Annotated in this window: 16 protein-coding genes; 6 read left to right on the top strand and 10 right to left on the bottom strand. The window is 73.2% G+C overall.

Features of this window, described 5'->3' with window-relative positions; translation table 11 throughout:
* Positions 1 to 24: 24 nt before the first annotated feature.
* A complete protein-coding gene (locus tag ACFUJR_RS08280) occupies positions 25 to 1,008 on the bottom strand; it encodes an SCO0930 family lipoprotein (protein WP_383164976.1) in 984 nt (327 codons plus the stop codon).
* 855 nt (positions 1,009 to 1,863) lie between these two features.
* On the opposite strand from ACFUJR_RS08280, the gene ACFUJR_RS08275 reads away from it, so the two are divergent.
* Both ACFUJR_RS08275 and ACFUJR_RS08270 read left to right on the top strand, forming a co-directional pair.
* Positions 1,864 to 2,628 carry a DUF4239 domain-containing protein gene (locus tag ACFUJR_RS08275; protein WP_383165145.1) on the top strand — a complete coding sequence of 255 codons (765 nt, stop codon included), beginning with the start codon at positions 1,864 to 1,866 and terminating at the stop codon, positions 2,626 to 2,628.
* Between the two features lie 173 nt (positions 2,629 to 2,801).
* Positions 2,802 to 3,362, top strand: coding sequence for a hypothetical protein (locus ACFUJR_RS08270; protein ID WP_383164979.1), 561 nt, complete (start codon positions 2,802 to 2,804; stop codon positions 3,360 to 3,362).
* Between the two features lie 128 nt (positions 3,363 to 3,490).
* Here ACFUJR_RS08270 and ACFUJR_RS08265 read toward each other — a convergent pair whose 3' ends face one another.
* Positions 3,491 to 4,015, bottom strand: a complete 525-nt coding sequence (locus tag ACFUJR_RS08265; protein WP_383164982.1) for a hypothetical protein — start codon at positions 4,013 to 4,015, stop codon at positions 3,491 to 3,493.
* A 389-nt stretch (positions 4,016 to 4,404) separates the two neighbouring features.
* On the opposite strand from ACFUJR_RS08265, the gene ACFUJR_RS08260 reads away from it, so the two are divergent.
* Positions 4,405 to 5,067, top strand: coding sequence for a class F sortase (locus ACFUJR_RS08260; RefSeq protein ID WP_383164984.1), 663 nt, complete (start codon positions 4,405 to 4,407; stop codon positions 5,065 to 5,067).
* Between the two features lie 64 nt (positions 5,068 to 5,131).
* Here ACFUJR_RS08260 and ACFUJR_RS08255 read toward each other — a convergent pair whose 3' ends face one another.
* A complete protein-coding gene (locus ACFUJR_RS08255; RefSeq protein ID WP_383164987.1) occupies positions 5,132 to 6,001 on the bottom strand; it encodes a polysaccharide deacetylase family protein in 870 nt (289 codons plus the stop codon).
* A 161-nt stretch (positions 6,002 to 6,162) separates the two neighbouring features.
* Entirely contained in the window at positions 6,163 to 7,350 is a 1,188-nt protein-coding gene (locus ACFUJR_RS08250; RefSeq protein WP_383164990.1) for a CapA family protein, read from the bottom strand.
* A 275-nt stretch (positions 7,351 to 7,625) separates the two neighbouring features.
* On the opposite strand from ACFUJR_RS08250, the gene ACFUJR_RS08245 reads away from it, so the two are divergent.
* From ACFUJR_RS08245 to ACFUJR_RS08235, 3 genes are all read left to right on the top strand, one after another.
* Positions 7,626 to 8,189 (top strand): sigma-70 family RNA polymerase sigma factor, encoded by a 564-nt coding sequence (locus tag ACFUJR_RS08245; protein WP_383165148.1) that lies wholly within the window; start codon positions 7,626 to 7,628, stop codon positions 8,187 to 8,189.
* A 37-nt stretch (positions 8,190 to 8,226) separates the two neighbouring features.
* Positions 8,227 to 8,613 (top strand): PaaI family thioesterase, encoded by a 387-nt coding sequence (locus ACFUJR_RS08240; protein ID WP_383165150.1) that lies wholly within the window; start codon positions 8,227 to 8,229, stop codon positions 8,611 to 8,613.
* A 197-nt stretch (positions 8,614 to 8,810) separates the two neighbouring features.
* Positions 8,811 to 9,308, top strand: a complete 498-nt coding sequence (locus ACFUJR_RS08235) for a hypothetical protein (RefSeq protein WP_383164993.1) — start codon at positions 8,811 to 8,813, stop codon at positions 9,306 to 9,308.
* On the opposite strand, the gene ACFUJR_RS08230 is transcribed toward ACFUJR_RS08235, so the two are convergent.
* The 6 genes from ACFUJR_RS08230 to ACFUJR_RS08205 all read right to left on the bottom strand — a co-directional run bounded on the left by ACFUJR_RS08230 (position 9,302) and on the right by ACFUJR_RS08205 (position 16,046).
* The gene (locus ACFUJR_RS08230) at positions 9,302 to 10,525 is read right to left on the bottom strand and encodes a sensor histidine kinase (protein WP_383164995.1); all 1,224 of its coding nucleotides are present in this window, start codon (positions 10,523 to 10,525) and stop codon (positions 9,302 to 9,304) included. The two genes, ACFUJR_RS08235 and ACFUJR_RS08230, sit on opposite strands and share 7 nt — an antisense overlap.
* Positions 10,522 to 12,288: a cation acetate symporter gene (locus ACFUJR_RS08225; RefSeq protein ID WP_383164998.1), complete on the bottom strand. Its 1,767-nt coding sequence runs from the start codon at positions 12,286 to 12,288 to the stop codon at positions 10,522 to 10,524. The genes ACFUJR_RS08230 and ACFUJR_RS08225 overlap by 4 nt, the downstream gene beginning before the upstream one ends.
* 15 nt (positions 12,289 to 12,303) lie before the next feature.
* Positions 12,304 to 12,567 carry a hypothetical protein gene (locus ACFUJR_RS08220; RefSeq protein WP_383165153.1) on the bottom strand — a complete coding sequence of 88 codons (264 nt, stop codon included), beginning with the start codon at positions 12,565 to 12,567 and terminating at the stop codon, positions 12,304 to 12,306.
* A gap of 365 nt (positions 12,568 to 12,932) precedes the next feature.
* A complete protein-coding gene (locus tag ACFUJR_RS08215) occupies positions 12,933 to 13,685 on the bottom strand; it encodes a LytR/AlgR family response regulator transcription factor (protein ID WP_383165001.1) in 753 nt (250 codons plus the stop codon).
* 23 nt (positions 13,686 to 13,708) lie between these two features.
* A complete protein-coding gene (locus ACFUJR_RS08210; protein ID WP_383165004.1) occupies positions 13,709 to 14,581 on the bottom strand; it encodes an Fpg/Nei family DNA glycosylase in 873 nt (290 codons plus the stop codon).
* 37 nt (positions 14,582 to 14,618) lie between these two features.
* Positions 14,619 to 16,046 carry a wax ester/triacylglycerol synthase family O-acyltransferase gene (locus ACFUJR_RS08205; RefSeq protein ID WP_383165007.1) on the bottom strand — a complete coding sequence of 476 codons (1,428 nt, stop codon included), beginning with the start codon at positions 16,044 to 16,046 and terminating at the stop codon, positions 14,619 to 14,621.
* Positions 16,047 to 16,062 lie beyond the last annotated feature (16 nt).

Genomic DNA, 16,062 nt, shown 5'->3' with positions numbered 1-16,062 from the left:
GGCCGGAAGCGCGGCGCGGGGGACCTACTTGGGCGCTCCGACCAGCTTTCCCTCGGGGGACACGGCGTACCAGGTGCCGCCCACACCCTGGCCGTTGGTGTCTCCGGGCTCCTCGTCGCCGGCGAAGGTGTAGAGGGGCCAGCAGTCGATGGTCTGCTGCTTGATGCCGTCGGGCCGGGAGAAGGTGACGAAGCCCTTCTTCGTGATGCCCTCGATGTCGTTCTTGTCGACGGGGGCGACAACCGGCCACTTCTCCAGGCAGGCGCCGGTGCAGGCCGTCTTCATGGGCCAGGCGGAATCCTTCTTGAAGCGGTAGACCGTCATTCCCCGCGAATCGACCACGATGTCACCGAGCTTGGGGTCCTTGTGCACCGAGAGTCCGGCCGCGTCCGTCACCGGCTCCTCCTCGGCACCCTCCTCCGCGGCTCCGCCGTCGGCCGCCGCCGAGGCCTTCTTGCCGTCGGGGGCGGAGGCGAACCAGGTGCCGCCGACACCCTGGCCGTTGACGTCTCCGGGCTTGGTGTCCTTGGCGTATCGGTACATCGGCCAGCCGCCGAGCGTCAGTTGCTTGCTGCCGTCGGCGCGGGTCACCTCGCCCAGCAGCGAAGCGTCCACTCCGGCCGGGGCCTTGGCACCCTCCGCGCTGACCACGGGCCACGCCTTGGCGCAGTCGCCCTCGCAGGTGGCCTTCGGCGGGGAGGCGGAGTCCTTGTCGAAGCGGTAGAGCGTGAAGCCCTCGCTGTCGGTGACCACCTTGCCGAGCTGTTTGGTGGACGCCACCGCCATCTGCCCGGCGGGCTCCGCCTCGCCGCCGCCGCTGTCGCCGTAACCCCCTGAGGCGTATCCGCCGGAGCTGTAGCCGCTGTCGGCGGGGGCTCCGGCCGGGTTGGCGGCTCCCGCGGGCTGACCGCCCAGTGTCTGGTCGCCCTGCTCCTGACCGCACGCCGTCGTCAGTGCGAGCATCGCCGCCGCCGTCAGTGCGAGCGCCGCGTTCCCCCAGGTCTTCATCTCAACTCCCGTTGCTTCATTGCTTGTCGGCGCAGCCTCCGCGGCCGCTTCACGGCATTGGATACGGGGCTCGGAGGCGCCGCACTCAACGTCGGCGCAGAAAACTTTCGGAGATCGTCAAACCACCGACCGCCGAGATCCCCTCCATCCGGGGAATCCGGCCCGATTCCCCGCGTGCTGGGCCTGGGCTGTGATCATGCTCTTCGGCGTGTCTGTGTCTCTGTACGGATCTCTCCTCGCGCGGTCACTGGCGGCCGCCGCGCTGCTGTGGCTGCTCGCGGCCCCGGCGCCCGCGGCCGCCGATGCCTGCGCCTACGCCGTGACGGGGCCGGGGGGCTCGAACACCTCGGTCGCGGGCGCCGGGCCGGACGCGTGTTCGCCCACGCCCACTCCCCCGCCCCCGTGTCCCGAGCCCACGCCGGAACCCACCCCGGAGCCCACCCCGCAACCGACTCCCTCGCCCACACCGGAACCCACACCGGAACCGACACCGGAACCGACGAAGGAGCCGACGCCGCCGAAACCCGCGCCACCGCCCCCTCCCGCGCGTGCGGATCCTCCGCCTCCGCCACGGCCCGACCCGCCGAGCCGGGCTCCGGCCCCGCCGCCACCGGCGCCCGCTCCCCCGCCGCCGTCGCCGACGCCGCCGCCGTCGCCGACGCCGACGGCGCGTGCGCGACCGCCGGCACCGGCACCCGCGCCCGTCGCCCTGCCCGAGTACCGCCGGACCGCTCGGCCCCAACCCACGGGCGGGCCCTCGCTCGTCTCCCTGATGCTGCTGGTCACCGCCCCCGCGGTGCTCGCGACAGCGATCCTGCGCCCGCGCTCCCGCTGAGCCCCGCCGAAGGGAACACCATGTCCGAATGGCTTGTCCTGACCATCGCCATGGCCGCCGCCTGCGCGGTCGTCCTCACCATCGTCGTCATCAACAACCGCAGGGTCCCCGACGACGACGACCCCAGCGAGACCCCCGACGTCATGGAGTACATGACCATGATGATCGGCGTGATCTACGCGATCGTGCTCGGCCTCGCGATCGCCGGCGTCTGGGAGGCGCGCGGCGCGGCCCAGGAGACCGTCCGCCAGGAGGCCCAGGCGCTGCACGAGATCTCGGCCCGGGTCGAGGTGTACCCGGCCGACGTCCGGGACCGGATCCGCGCCGACGTCGACGCGTACGCCTCGTACGTGGTCGACGAGGAGTGGACCCACATGTCCGAGCACGGCGAACTCAGCGAACAGGGCACCCGGCTGCTCGAACAGGTGCGCAGGAGCGTGACCGACTACCGGCCGGCCGACGACCACGAGGGGCAGGCGTACCAACCGCTCGTGGACCAGGTGGCCGTGGTGGACGACGCGCGGGGTTCCCGGGGGCAGAACGCGGGGGCGACCATGCCGGGAGTGGTGTGGTTCGGCCTGATCATCGGCGCGCTGGTGACGGTCGGACTGATCTTCACCCTGCAGATCCGGCGCACCGGCCGGGAACTGCTGCTCGCGGGTCTGTTCAGCGCGCTCATCGCCTTCCTGCTCTTCCTGATCTGGGACTTCGACGCCCCGTTCGGGCGCGGGATCTCGGCGACGGCCACACCGTTCACCGACCTGTTCCCGCACCTCACGCGTTAGCGGCGGCCCGCGACACGCCCGCAGGGCCGTACGGGGGACAACGGTCCCCCATTCGCCCGTCTGGGATCGCGGCTGTGGTAGTGCGCTCCTAGCGTCTCCGGTATCGAGGTGTATGCCCTGTCCTTGTGCGGAAACCGCTTCCGCGGCTGCTCCTCGGGGACCCGGAGGAACCCATGCGCGCGATACGTGCCGTGTCCACAGCCCTGCTGGGGGCGGCCACCCTCGCCCTGGCCGCTCCCGTCGCCTCCGCGGCGGACGGCGCACCCGCACCGAACCCCCAGGCCGCCGGAGCGAAGGCACCGGGCGATTTCGTCGTGACCCCCTCGTTGGTGGCGCCGGGCGGCCGGGTGACGCTCACCGCGCCCGGTTGCCGCAGTACGGCGATGGCGTCGGCGGGCATCTTCGACACGGTCACCATCGCCCCCGGATCCTCGGCCACCGCCGTGGTGGACGCCGACGCCCGGCGCGGTGCCGTCTACACCGTGGCGTTCAACTGCACCGGCGGCATCACGGACACCGTCAACCTGACCATCAGCGGAACCACCGCGACCCCGACCACGAGTTCGACCATCCTCACCACACCGCGTGGTGTCCAGGGCGGTCTCGGCGGTTCCGTCGACGAGGTCGACACGGTGATGCTGGCGGCCGGCGCGGGTCTCGTCCTCGCCGCAGCCACCGGAACCGTGTACGTCGTACGACGCCGGTCACAGCTCGACCGGGGCCGGCGGCACTGACGGCGGGGGTGCGGTCGCCCGCGCCGCTCACCAACGGCCCGCGGAACCCGCCGAGCCCGTCGCCCCCGAGTCCCTGAGACAGGACTCGGGGGCGACGGGCGTATCCGGCCGACCGGGAGGTTCGGCGGTCAGGCCCTTCCGCCGCTCATACGGCGCCGGGCGATGAAGAGACCACCGCCGAGCGCTGCCGCGGCGACGAGCGATCCGCCGACGGCCATCTCCGTGGAGCTGGGCGCGAGCGAGCCGCCGAGGCCGCCCTGCGCGCCCTGGCCGGCCAGCACGCGGAACGTCTGGGTGAGCGTGCGGCCGCCGCACTGGACGGCCAGGTTGTACTGACCCGGCGTGGCGTGGTCGTGGATACGGGCGGTGGCGGTGGACACCCCGTTGACGTTGCCGGAGAGGGTGACCGTCGGGAAGGCGTTGGACGTGACCCGGCCGCCGGGGCAGTTCCGGACGGAGATCGTGAGGATACCGCCCTGGTGCACGGCGAACGGGGAGACGGTGACGCTGTTGGCGCCGTCACCACCCCGGTCGACCTGGTGGGCGCTGACAGCCACGTGGTGGGGCCCGTGGGTGGCGGCGGCGAGTGGGGCGGCGAGCCCGACCGCCGCGAACGCGGTGGCGGTCACCGCCAGAGTGCGTGCAGCACGCATGGTTGAACCTCCAGTGGAAGACGCCCCAAAGCGGTGCTCCGGGAAGTTCGACGAGTACGCCTTCCATGACGAACACTCACAAGCGGTGGCGCACCGCGCATTTCGGCACTGGTCCACCCCGGTGAGGCGACACGCCGGGGAAACGACCCTTGATCTGACGGAGTCGCAGGTCACAGCCCACCAGGGCGATTGTCCGACGAATACTCGGATGGGCCATCGTCCGTGTCACCCGGCCCGCCCCCGCGCGCGAAGGGTTCGGGGCCCGCCGGCCCCGTCCCGGCACCCGTCCGGCCCTCCTCCGCCGCCCGGCCGCCACCCGTTCGCCCCGCTCTGATCGCCGGTCCGGCCCGCCGCCCTTACCGTTTCGACGACGCCACGAAGGGAGAACCATGCGCCCCAAGGATTTCAGCGTCTTCGAGCCGAGAAGGAGGCGCCAGCCGTGGGGCGTCCTGACTCTCGTCATGCTGTCCGGTCTGGCGATGATGCGCAATGGAGTCGACGTCGAGCACGGCCCGCCGCAGCCCGCTGCCGCCGCGGCCCTCGACACCCGCCTGACCGGCCCCGCGCCCCCCAAGGCCGCCGGTGTGGAGCCCCTTCCCCCCGCCCCCGCCTCGCGCATCAGGATCGCCTCGATCTCGGTCAACGCCCCGATCATGGACGTGGGTCTGGACGCCGCCGGGTGGATCGAGGCCCCGCCCCCGCAGGACCCCAACATGGCGGGCTGGTACCAGAACGGCATCGCGCCCGGTCAGCGCGGCACGGCCGTCGTCGTCGGGCACGTCGACAACGAGGCGGGCCCCGCGGTCTTCTACGGCCTCGGCTCACTGGAGAAGGGGCAGCACATCGAGGTGGAGCGGTACGACGGCCGGGCGGCGGTCTTCGAGATCTACGGCATCGAGGTGTACGCAAAGAACGACTTCCCCGGGGCCGCGGTCTACGGCGACACAGGGGCACCCGAACTCCGGGTCATCACCTGCGGCGGCGGATACTCGCGGGCGCACGGCTACGACGGCAACGTGGTGGTCTACGCCCGCATGATCGGCTCCAACTGAGCGGTCGCCGCATCCGCGCGAAGGCCCCCGGCGCTCCAGGCGCCGGGGGCCGCGCCGTACCGACTCAGCGCCGCGGCACGGTGATGCTGTAGCCGGCGGCGAGGAGTTCGGGCAGGTACCGCTTCAGCGCGGCGACGCTCTGGGAGCGGTCGCCTCCCGCGTCGTGCGAGAGGACGACGACGCCGGGCGCCGCCCCGTCCAGGACCGCGCGCACGATGCTGCCGGTGCCCGGCTCCTTCCAGTCGAGGGTGTCGACGGTCCAGGCGAGCGGCTCCATGCCCAGCTCGGCGCCGATCTCGAAGGAGTGCCGGTTCCACGCCCCGAACGGGGCGCGGTACCAGAGCGGAGCCGAACCGACGAGCTTCTCGACCAGATCGCTGGTGGAGCCCAGTTCGTCCCGGATGCGGGAGGGGCGCAGCCTGGGCATCAGGGGATGGGACCACGAGTGGTTGCCGACCACGTGCCCGTCGGCGGCCATCTCCCGCACCAGGTCCCGGTTCTCGACCGCCATCTCGCCGCAGACGAAGAACATCGCCCGGCAGCCGTGGCGGCGCAGGGTCGCGAGGATCTCCGGCGTGTAGCGGGGGTCGGGGCCGTCGTCGAAGGTGAGCACCATCGAGCGGCCGACGCCGGACATCCTCAGGAACGGCCGCTGCCGGACGGGTGGGAGGGCCCGCCGGAAGGCCGGGGGCGCGTACGCCGTCATCGGCTGGAGCCGGTACGAGGACGGCCTCAGCCGCGCTCCCGCCTGCGGCCCCGCCACCGGACCGCCGCCGGGGGCCGGCCGTCCCTCCGGGCCGGAAGCCTCCGGCGCGGTGCCGGGGGGCGCCGTGAGACGGTCTGCCGAGAGGACTCCGACCGTCGCCGTGGCACCGAGGGCGGCGGCGATGCGCAGGATCGTCCGCCGCCCGCTGGGCTTCTCATCCTTTTTCATGACTTATAGCTCGCACGGTCGAACACCGGTGTGGCTCATCCACACCGACGGACCGCCCGAAAGCACCCGTTGGGCGCACACCCCGGGCGATGCGCGCCCTCGTGAGAACGCGACCGCACGAGGGGGGTGGGCCCACATCGGGGAACGGGCCCGCGGGTGGCCTACTCCCCCATCACCAGGCCGTCCTTCGCGGCTCCGCGGCCGAGGACGACCTCACGGATGGAATCACGCACGTCGGTCAGGGGCTCCCCCTTCCTGATCGCGGCGTTGAGGTCGACCACCCGGCCACGGCCGGTGTCGAACCACTGAGGGAGGAACTCCGCCTTGGCGACCTCCCACCGCGCCCCGTTGGCGGTCGGCGGGGTGAAGGTGAAGCGCGCGAGGGTGCCCTGGTTGCCGCGGGGATCGAAGGCGCCCTGGTGGTTGACCATGTCGCCGGCGATCTGGTCCCCCATCCCGTAGACGATCCAGGTGCCGTTGACCTTCTCGTACGCCTGCGGGACGTGGGCGTGTGTGCCGAGGATGAGGTCGATGTCCGGCCTGCCGCCGCTCTTCGACGACGTGAGGGACCGACCGAGCGTGAGCTGTCGCCGATCCGGGGCGGTCTGCCACTCCGTTCCCCAGTGGATGCTGACCACGACGACGTCGGCGCCGGCCTTCCGCGCGGCCCTGGCGTCGGCGACGATCTTCGCCTCGTCGATCAGGTTGACCGCCCACGGCTGCCCCGCCGGCAAGGGGTAGCCGTTGGTGTCGTAGGTGTACGCGAGCTGGGCGACCGTCGCGTCGCCCGCCTCGAGCAGCGTGGGGCGTGCCGCCTCCTCGGCGCTGCGGGCCGAACCGGCGTGCCGTACGCCCGCCTTGTCGAGGGCGTCGAGGGTGCGGGCGAGACCGGCGGCACCGTCGTCGAGGGTGTGGTTGGACGCGGTGGAGCAGGAGTCGTATCCGGTCGCCTTGAGGGCGGGGGCGATCTCGGGCGGGGAGGTGAAGGCCGGGTAGCCGGTGTAGGGCCCGCCCTCCGGTCCGTACACGGTCTCCATGTGGCAGATCGCCAGATCGGCCCCCGAGACGACGCTCCTGACGCCGGAGAACATCGGCCGGAAGTCGTGTCCCCGGCCGTTCGCGTCGGCGGCGGCCCGCCTGATGATCGAGTCGTGCGGCAGGACGTCGCCCGAGGCGACGAGGGTGAAGCCGGTCCGGGCGGAGGCCCCGCCGCCGACCGGCGAGGGGACTGCGGGGCTCCCGGAGCCGGGCGGCGCGGCGGGAGCGCCGGTGCCGCCCGCGCAGCCGGTCACCGCCGCGAGCATGACCGCCACGAAGGCCACCGCCTGCTGTTTCGTACGCTGGGTCATCTGCCGACTCCGCCTGATTCATAGGATAAAACGCTTTCCTGATGAATTGACAGGGGATCACCGGCCCAGTCAAGGGGCAAAGCCGCATATGGCGTAAACCCTGCTTGATCGGATGAAGCGCCTCCGCCCGACCGCTCATCGCACCATTCGCCGCTCGGTGCGACCGCTCGTCGCAGACGCCTGTCCGTTCTCTGTCCCCTGCCGCCCCCATGCGTTCGTATACGCCCCGGGACGACGAGCCGGCAGAAGAGGTGTGGAGCATGACAACGGCGACCGTGACGACGGGGAAGGCGACGACGGACGAGCGGGCACTCGCGGAGCTGCAGCGTGACCACGGCCAGGCCCTCCTCGACTTCCTGCTGGGGCTGACCTACGGCGACCAGCAGCGCGCGGAGGACCTGGTGCAGGAGACGCTGGTACGGGCGTGGCTCCACCCGGAGGCCTTCGACGGCCCCTACGAGTCGATGCGTCCCTGGCTCTTCACCGTGGCCCGGCGCCTCGCCATCGACGCCCGGCGCTCCCGGCTCGCCAGGCCCGCCGAGATCGGCGACGGAATGCTCGCCGCCACGCCCGACCCGGCGGACGCCACGGAGTCCGCGGTGGCCGCGCTCGACGTGCGCGAGGCGGTCCGGGGCCTCAGCCCGGAGCACCGCGCGGTCCTGGTCAGCCTCTATTTCAGGGGCCTGACCGTCAACGAGGCGGCGGCCGACCTCGGCATCCCCGCCGGGACCGTCAAGTCCCGTTCGCACTACGCGCTGCGGCAACTCGGCCACCGGCTGCCCGACTACCGGCCGCCGCGACGTGCCGTTGCCCGCCGGCGGACCGCGGCCGCACAATGACCCCGTGACGCCGACGCTGACTCCTGCCGCCGCCGAAATGGTACTCGCCGACAACTTCGCCCCCTGGGTGCTCGATCTGGGGCTCTCCGTGGTCTCGGTCGACAGCCAGGAGGCGGTGTTGCGCCTCCCCTGGTCCGACCGGCTCGCCCGGGAGGGCGGGGGCCTGTCCGGTCAGGCGCTGATGGCCGCCGCCGACACGGCGACGGTGATCGCGGTCGCGGCGGCCCGCGGCGGCTTCGTCCCGATGACGACGGTGCAGCAGTCCATCAGCTTCCAGCGGGCGGTGCTCGGTACGGACGTGCTGGTACGGGCCCGGCTCACCAAGGCCGGCCGCCGGATGGCGTTCGCGGACATCACGATGACCGCCGACGGCACTGAGGAGACGGCCGCGCACGCGACGGCGGTGTACGCGCTCCTCGGCTGAGGCGCCGCCCGGCCCACCGCCCCGACCGCCCCGGGCGTCTCCCCGCCTTCCTGGTGCCACACCGGCACCGATCCGGCGAAGAAACGTATCCGAAACCACACCGGCGAGTTGAGTAAAGAGCGACCCGCACGCGTCTTCCTCGGTGGAGGCTCGTGTTCGGGATCGCCGACCGACATGTCCGGGAGAAGGTGGGAGCGTTGCTGCCCGAGAGTACGAACGGCACCAGCGGGGGCGGGCTCGCCGTCCCGATGGCGTGGCTGTGTGCCGAGTTCATAGCCGACGATCTGCTGCGCGCCGGCTGTCTGGTCGCGCCCGGCACGCTGGAGTACCGGGCCGGGCGCCAGACGCTCGCGCTCACCATCCATCTCTGCGAGGGGGGCGGGGCCTTGGGCGGAGCCCGGTCCGCGGGCCGGCTCGACGAGTGGCTGTCCAGGACCGCCTACGACCACCCCTGGCCGCAGTGGGTCCGCGCCCGGCTCGCCGAGCGGAAGCACGCCGGCGACGACGGCCCGGACCTCGCCATGGCCCGCGGGACCTGGCGCCTCCTGGAGACGACGACGGTGCGAGCGGCCGACCTCGGCGGTCTGCCGCCGGCCGGGCTCGGCCGGCTCCACGTCGACGAGTCGGCGCATGTGTGGGTGCCCGCATGGCAGTTGGGGCTCCCGCTCGGCCATCTGGCCCTGCACCTCTACTGATCGCAGGGGTAGGAGGCCGTCGGATGCACCCCGGGGCGGTACTTGGGAATCCGTACCGTCACCTTCATCCCCGCGCCGATCCCGGTCTCGATGACGAGTCCGTGCTCCGCCCCGTACACCTGGCGCAGCCGCTCGTCGACGTTGGACAGGCCGATGCCCGAACCGGTGGGCCGCTCCTCCAGCAGGATCGCGCGCAGCACGTCCGGGTCCATGCCCACACCGTCGTCCTCGATCACCACCACCGCCTCCGCACCCGCGTCACGGGCCGCGATCGTGACCCGGCAGACGTTCACGCTGTCCTCCAGGCCGTGCTTCACGGCGTTCTCCACGAGCGGCTGGAGACAGAGGAACGGCAGCGCCACCGGAAGCACCTCGGGCGCGATCTGCAGGGTGACCTTGAGGCGGTCGCCGAAACGGGCCCCGGCGAGCGCCAAGTACTGTTCGATCGCGCGCAGTTCGTCGGCGAGCTGGGCGAACTCCCCGTGCCTGCGGAAGGAGTACCGGGTGAAGTCGGCGAACTCCAGGAGCAGCTCCCGGGCCCGTTCGGGGTCGGTACGGACGAACGAGGCGATGGCGGCAAGGGAGTTGAAGATGAAGTGCGGGGAGATCTGGGCGCGCAGTGCCCGGATCTCGGCCTCCACGATCCTGGTACGCGACCGGTCGAGCTCGGCCAGTTCGAGCTGGACGGAGACCCAGCGGGCGACCTCCGTGGCGGCCCGTACCAGCACCGCGGACTCCCGCGAGCCGTAGGCGACGAGCGCGCCGAGGACGCCGTCCTCCCCGGTGAGCGGGGCGATCACCGCCCAGCGCAGCGGGCAGTCGACCTCGGCACAGCCGGTGTGCGCGGAGAGGCTGCGCCCGTAGCCCAGGATCCCGGCGACCTGCTCCATGACGTGCTCGCGATGGTGGCTCTCGCCCGGCCCGTCCCAGGCGAGGACGGCGGACCGGTCGGTCAGGCAGAGCGCCTCCGTGCCGAGGAGCGAGCGCAGGTGCCTGGCCGCCTTGCGCGCGGTGTCCTCGGTGAGGCCGGCGCGCAGCGGCGGGGCGGCGAGCGACGCGGTGTGCAGGGTGGTGAACGTGGCCCGCTCGACGGGGGTGCCGAGGTCGAGGTCGGCCGCCCGGTCTCCGCGGCGGGCGGCGAGCCGCCCGAGGACGAAGCCGACGGCGAGGAGCACGGCTCCGACGGCGGCGGAGGCGAACGGTACGATCCCGCTCACCGCTCGGCCTCCTTCGCCCCGGGCTCCGGGCGCAGCTCGTGACGCACCGGCTCCGGGCGGGCCGTCAGCTCCTCCGGCAGGTGCAGCCGGGCCAGGAGCACCGGGGTGCCCGCCGGGATGTGCCGGGCGGTGGCGAGCGACACCAGGATCATCGTGACGAACCCCAGCGGCACCGACCAGACCGCCGGCCAGGCCATCAGGGTGTGCGGCCAGCCCTCGTCCGGCAGGCCGGCGCGGGTCGCCATCACCGCCGTGAGCGCGGAACCACCGCCGAGCACGAGCCCGGCCATGGCTCCCGGCGGGGTGAGCCCGCGCCACCAGATGCCGAGGACGAGGAGGGGGCAGAAGGAGGAGGCGGAGACCGCGAACGCGAGACCGACCGCGTCCGCGACCGGCACCTTCGAGGCGAAGACCCCGGCGGCCAGCGGTACGGCGGTGGCGAGCAGGCTGGCGAGCCGGAAGTGCCGTACCCCCCGCGAGGGGAGCACGTCCTGGGTGAGGACTCCGGCGACCGCCATCGTCAGCCCGGAGGCCGTGGAGAGGAAGGCGGCGAAGGCCCCGCCCGCGAGCAGCGCGCCGAGGAGGTCGCCGAGCACTCCGCCGAGCATCCGCTCGGGCAGGACGAGCACGGCGGCGTCGGCGGCTCCGGTGAGCGCCAGTTCGGGGGCGTAGATCCGTCCGAGCGCCCCGTAGATCGGTGGCAGCAGGTAGAAGGCGCCGACGAGTCCGAGGACGACGAGCGTCGTGCGGCGCGCGGCCCGGCCGTGGGGGCTGGTGTAGAAGCGGACCGCGACGTGCGGCAGCCCCATGGTGCCCAGGAAGGTGGCGAGGATCAGCCCGTACGTGGCGTAGAGCCGGTGGCCGTCGCCCCCGCCGGCCAGCGGGTGGGACCACCCGAGGGGATCGGCTCCGGCCGAGGCCCGGGAGGGGACGGACGCGCCTTGGGGGAAGGTGAGTTCGGTGCCGCCGTCCACGCGGTGGGCACCCTCGTCCAGGGTGACGGACCGTGCTTCGTACGGGAGATCGTCGACGCGGCCGGTGACGGTGAGGGTGAGCGGGGTGTCGAGTTCGATCCGTACGGTGTCGGCGACCTTCACGGTGGTGTGCTCGCGGAAGACGGCCGGCGCGTCGAAGCGGACGCGCGGCGCGTCGTCGCCGAACCAGGCAGCGGTCAGGAAGAGGGCGGGCACGAGCAGGGCAGTGAGCTTCAGCCAGTACTGGAAGGCCTGGACGAACGTGATGCTGCGCATGCCGCCCGCGGCGACGATGCCGGTGACGACGAGGGCGACGAGGAGGCCGCCGACCCAGTCGGGGGCCCCGGTGAGGATCTCCAGGGTGAGGCCCGCGCCCTGGAGTTGCGGGAGCAGATAGAGCCAGCCGATACCGACGACGAGCAGGCTGGCGAGCCGGCGTGCGGGCGGGGACTCGAGCCGGGCCTCGGCGAAGTCGGAGAGCGTGTACGCCCCCGAGCGGCGCAGCGGGGCGGCGACGAGGACGAGCAGGACCAGATAGCCGGCGGTGTAGCCGACCGGGTACCAGAGCATGTCCGGGCCCTGGACCAGGACGAGGCCCGCGATGCCGAGGAAGGAGGCGGCGGACAGGTACTCGCCGCTGATGGCGGCGGCGTTGAGACCGGGCCGTACGGTGCGGGAGGCGACGTAGAAGTCGGAGGTCGTACGGGATATCCGCAGGCCGAGGGCGCCGATGAGCACGGTCGCAAGGACGACGGCGGTGACGGCGGCCACCGCGTAGGTGTGGTTCATGTCCGGTCCTCGCGCTCAGCGGCCCTCGACGAGGCCGGTGAAGTCGCGTTCGTTGCGCTCGGCCCGGCGGACGTACCAGTGGGCGACGGCCCAGATGACGGGGTAGACGCCGACGCCGAGGGCGATCCAGACGAACGCTTCGGGCGCGGGGAGGGCGAGCAGCAGGGGCAGCGGTCCGACGCAGAGGGCCAGCGCGCCGAGCGCGGTGAGGGCGGCCCGCAGCTGGCTCCGCATGAGGGAGCGGACGTAGGTGTGGCCGAGGGTGGTCTGCTCGCTGATCTCCGAGCGAGCAGAGCGAGGTGGGGGTCCCCCCGGCCGGAGGCTGGGGGAAGAGCGAGGTGGGGGTCCCCCCGGCCGGAGGCTGGGGGAAGAGCGAGGTGGGGGTCCCCCCGGCCGGAGGCTGGGGGAGGGCGGATGGCCGGGGAAGCGCTGCCGGGGCGGTCCGCTGTCACGGAGCGCGGACGCGCGCGTGACCGTCTCGCGCCGGGGCCGGCGCAGCGGTGGTTCCTCGGACGTCGGTGTCCGCTCCGGCATCGTTCGACCTCGCAGGGGCTGTGGAGTGCACGGAGTCTACGCAGCGGTGTTCACGCACGGTAGAGGCCGGCGGCGGAGGCCGGGCGCCCACCTCCATGACGGTCCGCAGGTCAGCCGTCGGCTCGGCGCATCAGGAGGTCGCGCAGCTGGCGGGCGTGGCGGCGGCTCACCGCGAGTTCGGTGCCGCCGAGCCGGACGGAGGTGGCACCGCTGTCGAGCCGGAGTTCCTCGATGCGGGCGAGTGCGACGAGGTGGCTGCGGTGGATCCGGACGAAGCCGCGGGCGGCCCAGCGCTCCTCCAGGGTGGAGAGCGGGATGCGGACGAGGTGGCTGCCCTCGTCGGTGTGCAGGCGCGCGTAGTCGCCCTGGGCCTCGGCGTAGGCGATGTCGTCGACGGCCACGAACCGGGTGACCCCGCCGAGTTCGACGGGTATCTGCTCGGAGGCCGCGACGGCGGCGGGGGCCGCAGGGGCGTGCACCAGCTCGCGGACGCGGCGGACCGCCTCGGCGAGCCGTTCGCGCCGCACCGGCTTGAGGACGTAGTCCACGGCCTTGAGGTCGAAGGCCTGCACCGCGAACCCCTCGTGCGCCGTGACGAAGACGATCAGCGGCGGCCGGGCGAAGCCGGCGAGCAGCCGGGCGAGGTCGAGGCCGGTGAGCCCCGCCATGTGGATGTCGAGGAAGACGACGTCGATGGCCTCGTCCCCGTCGGGCCCGGCCTCCAGCGCCCGCCCGATCCTGCGCAGGGCCCCGGTGGCATCTGTCGCGCCCTCGGCGCTGCGGATCCGCGGATCGGCACGGAGGAGGTAGAGCAGTTCCCCGAGGGCCGGCTCTTCGTCGTCGACGGCCAGTACGCGCAGCATGCGGCGGAGTCTAGGCGAGGTCGCTATTTGAGGAACCTGGACGTCCGGCGGTCGGCGAGGGGGGTGCCGCCGGTCTGGCAGGTGGGGCAGCACTGGAGCGAGGAGTCTCGATACGACACCTCGCGGATGGTGTCCCCGCAGACCGGGCACGGTTCGCCGGTCCGGCCGTGGACCCTGAGCCCGCTCTTCTTCTCGGCCTTGAGCTCGCCGGCCGCGACTCCGTGGGAGCGCTCGACGGCCTCGCGCAGGGTGGCCCGCATCGCCTCGTAGAGGACGGCGGTCTCGGCCTCGGTAAGGTTCTGCGTCGGCTTGAACGGCGACATCTTCGCCACGTGCAGGATCTCGTCGCTGTACGCGTTGCCGATCCCGGCGATCAGGCTCTGGTCGCGCAGGGCGCCCTTGAGCCGGCGCCGCTCCCCGGTGAGCATGGCGGTGAAGGCGGCGAGGTCGAAGTCCTCGGCGAGCGGGTCGGGGCCGAGCCGGGCGACGCCGGGTACGTCCCGGGGGTCCCTGACCAGGTGGACGGCGAGGCGTTTGGTGGTGCCCGCCTCGGTGAGGTCGAAGCCGTCGCCGCCGGTGAGCGCGGTCCGCAGGGCGAGCGGCCCCTTGCCGGGGCGCGGGGCGCCGGAGGGCAGGGGGTCCTTCCACTGGAGCCAGCCCGCGCGCGCCAGATGGACCAGGAGGTGGAGCCGCCCCGCGGCGCCGTCGGTGGCGATGTCCAGGAACTTGCCGTGCCGGGCGACCCCGGTCACGGTGGCGCCCTCGACGGCGCTCAGGGGCGGGTCGTACGTCTTGAGCACGCTGATCGCGACGGGCAGGGCGCGGGCGATCTCCTTGCCCACCAGGTGCTCGTCGAGGAACGCTCGCAGGGCTTCCACCTCGGGCAGTTCGGGCATGGCTCCACCCTGCCGCAGCCGCTGTCCGGCCGCGCGTTCAGCCGGCCCCGCCGAGGGGACCGCGTCCGTCGGGGAGGTCGAGCGCGTCGAGGAGGTCCAGTTCGGCGGAGAGCGCGGTGGCCAGCGCGTCGAGGTCGGGGACGGCCTTGCCGTCGGCGACCAGGCCGACGTGGACGCGGCCGCCGTACGGGGACATGGCGACGGCGAGCGCCTGGCCGCGGGCGAGCGGGGCCATCGGGAAGAGGGTGCGAAGGGGAGCCCCGCCGAGAGAGAGGGCGGAGCGGGGCAGCGGCACGTTGGTGACCAGGACGTCGAAGAGCAGCCGCGCCGCGCCGGAAGCCAGCGGGGCGCCGAAGCGGTGCGCGAGCGGAGGCAGTTGGTCGGCGAGGACGGCCAGGGCCCCGGCGCCGCGCAGCGGCCCGTCGGCCTTGTTGCGGTCCATGGCACGGCGTACTTCGGCGAGTCGGACGGCGGGGTCGGGCTTGGTTACCGGCAGGCTGAGGAGGTAGGCGGAGAGGCTGTTGCCGGAGGCCGCGGGGGATCCGGGCCGGCGGCGCGAGACGGGGACCAGGGCGCGCGGGTCGACGCCGGGAAGCGGTTCGCCGCGCTCGTCGAGCCAGCGGCGCAGGGCTCCGGCGACCAGGGCGAGCAGGACGTCGTTGGCGGTGCCGCCCGCGGCCCGGCGGATCCGGTGGACGCGGTCCAGGTCGAGGACGGCCGTGGCGACCCGGCGGGTGCCGCTGGAGTCGGCGGCGAGTGCGGCCGTGGCGGGCGGGTCGAGCCGGCCGGCCCGGGCGACCGAGGCGCCGACGACGGAGGCACCGACGTCGACGGCCCGGCCGAGGTCGCCGATGCGTTCGCGGGCGGCGCCCATGATCCGCCCGGGACCGGGGAGCCAGGAGCGCGGCGGTACGGCGACCGGACGCCGCCGCCCGTCCGGGTCGTCGCCTCGCGTACCCCCTTTCCGCCCGGTACGGCGAGTGAGGGCGGCGATCTCGTCGAAGATCCCGGCGCCGATGGCGACCGCCCGCATGCCGTCGGCGAGGGCGTGGTGGAGCTTGACGAGGACGGCGAAGGAGCCGTCGGGCGCGCCGGTGAGCAGGTACATCTCCCAGGGCGGCAGCCCGCGTTCGACCGGCCGTTCCATCAGCTCGCCGGCCAGCCGGGCGGTCTCGGCGCCGAAGTCGGCGCCGGGCAGCGCGAGCTCCCGCACGTGGCGTCGTACGTCGAAGTGCTTGTCGGTGGCCCAGGCGGCGCCGCCGACGGGCAGCAGGACGTCGCGGACCCTCATCCGCAGACGCGGGATGGCGGCGGTGCGGTCTCCGAGGAGGTCGAGGACGGCGGACGGGTCGCCGTCGCCGGGGAGCGGGCCGAAGTGGGCGAGGGCACCCAGGTGCATGGGGTGGTCGGTGGATTCGAGATGCCAGAAAGCCAGATCGAGAGGTGCCAGAAGCTGACTGCTCAAGAGATCCCCATGTCCT

Origin of the sequence: Streptomyces sp. NPDC057271, assembly GCF_042668715.1 — a bacterium.
Lineage (GTDB): Bacteria > Actinomycetota > Actinomycetes > Streptomycetales > Streptomycetaceae > Streptomyces.
This window is presented reverse-complemented; position numbering and strand designations above follow the sequence as displayed.

Bases quoted from the DNA above. Each gene is read 5' to 3' on its own strand.
- ACFUJR_RS08280 (WP_383164976.1), bottom strand. From the start codon at position 1,008: ATGAAGACCTGGGGGAACGCGGCGCTCGCACTGACGGCGGCGGCGATG.
- ACFUJR_RS08275 (WP_383165145.1), top strand. From the start codon at position 1,864: ATGTCCGAATGGCTTGTCCTGACCATCGCCATGGCCGCCGCCTGCGCG.
- ACFUJR_RS08270 (WP_383164979.1), top strand. From the start codon at position 2,802: ATGCGCGCGATACGTGCCGTGTCCACAGCCCTGCTGGGGGCGGCCACC.
- ACFUJR_RS08265 (WP_383164982.1), bottom strand. From the start codon at position 4,015: ATGCGTGCTGCACGCACTCTGGCGGTGACCGCCACCGCGTTCGCGGCG.
- ACFUJR_RS08260 (WP_383164984.1), top strand. From the start codon at position 4,405: ATGCGCCCCAAGGATTTCAGCGTCTTCGAGCCGAGAAGGAGGCGCCAG.
- ACFUJR_RS08255 (WP_383164987.1), bottom strand. From the start codon at position 6,001: ATGAAAAAGGATGAGAAGCCCAGCGGGCGGCGGACGATCCTGCGCATC.
- ACFUJR_RS08250 (WP_383164990.1), bottom strand. From the start codon at position 7,350: ATGACCCAGCGTACGAAACAGCAGGCGGTGGCCTTCGTGGCGGTCATG.
- ACFUJR_RS08240 (WP_383165150.1), top strand. From the start codon at position 8,227: ATGGTACTCGCCGACAACTTCGCCCCCTGGGTGCTCGATCTGGGGCTC.
- ACFUJR_RS08225 (WP_383164998.1), bottom strand. From the start codon at position 12,288: ATGAACCACACCTACGCGGTGGCCGCCGTCACCGCCGTCGTCCTTGCG.
- ACFUJR_RS08215 (WP_383165001.1), bottom strand. From the start codon at position 13,685: ATGCTGCGCGTACTGGCCGTCGACGACGAAGAGCCGGCCCTCGGGGAA.
- ACFUJR_RS08210 (WP_383165004.1), bottom strand. From the start codon at position 14,581: ATGCCCGAACTGCCCGAGGTGGAAGCCCTGCGAGCGTTCCTCGACGAG.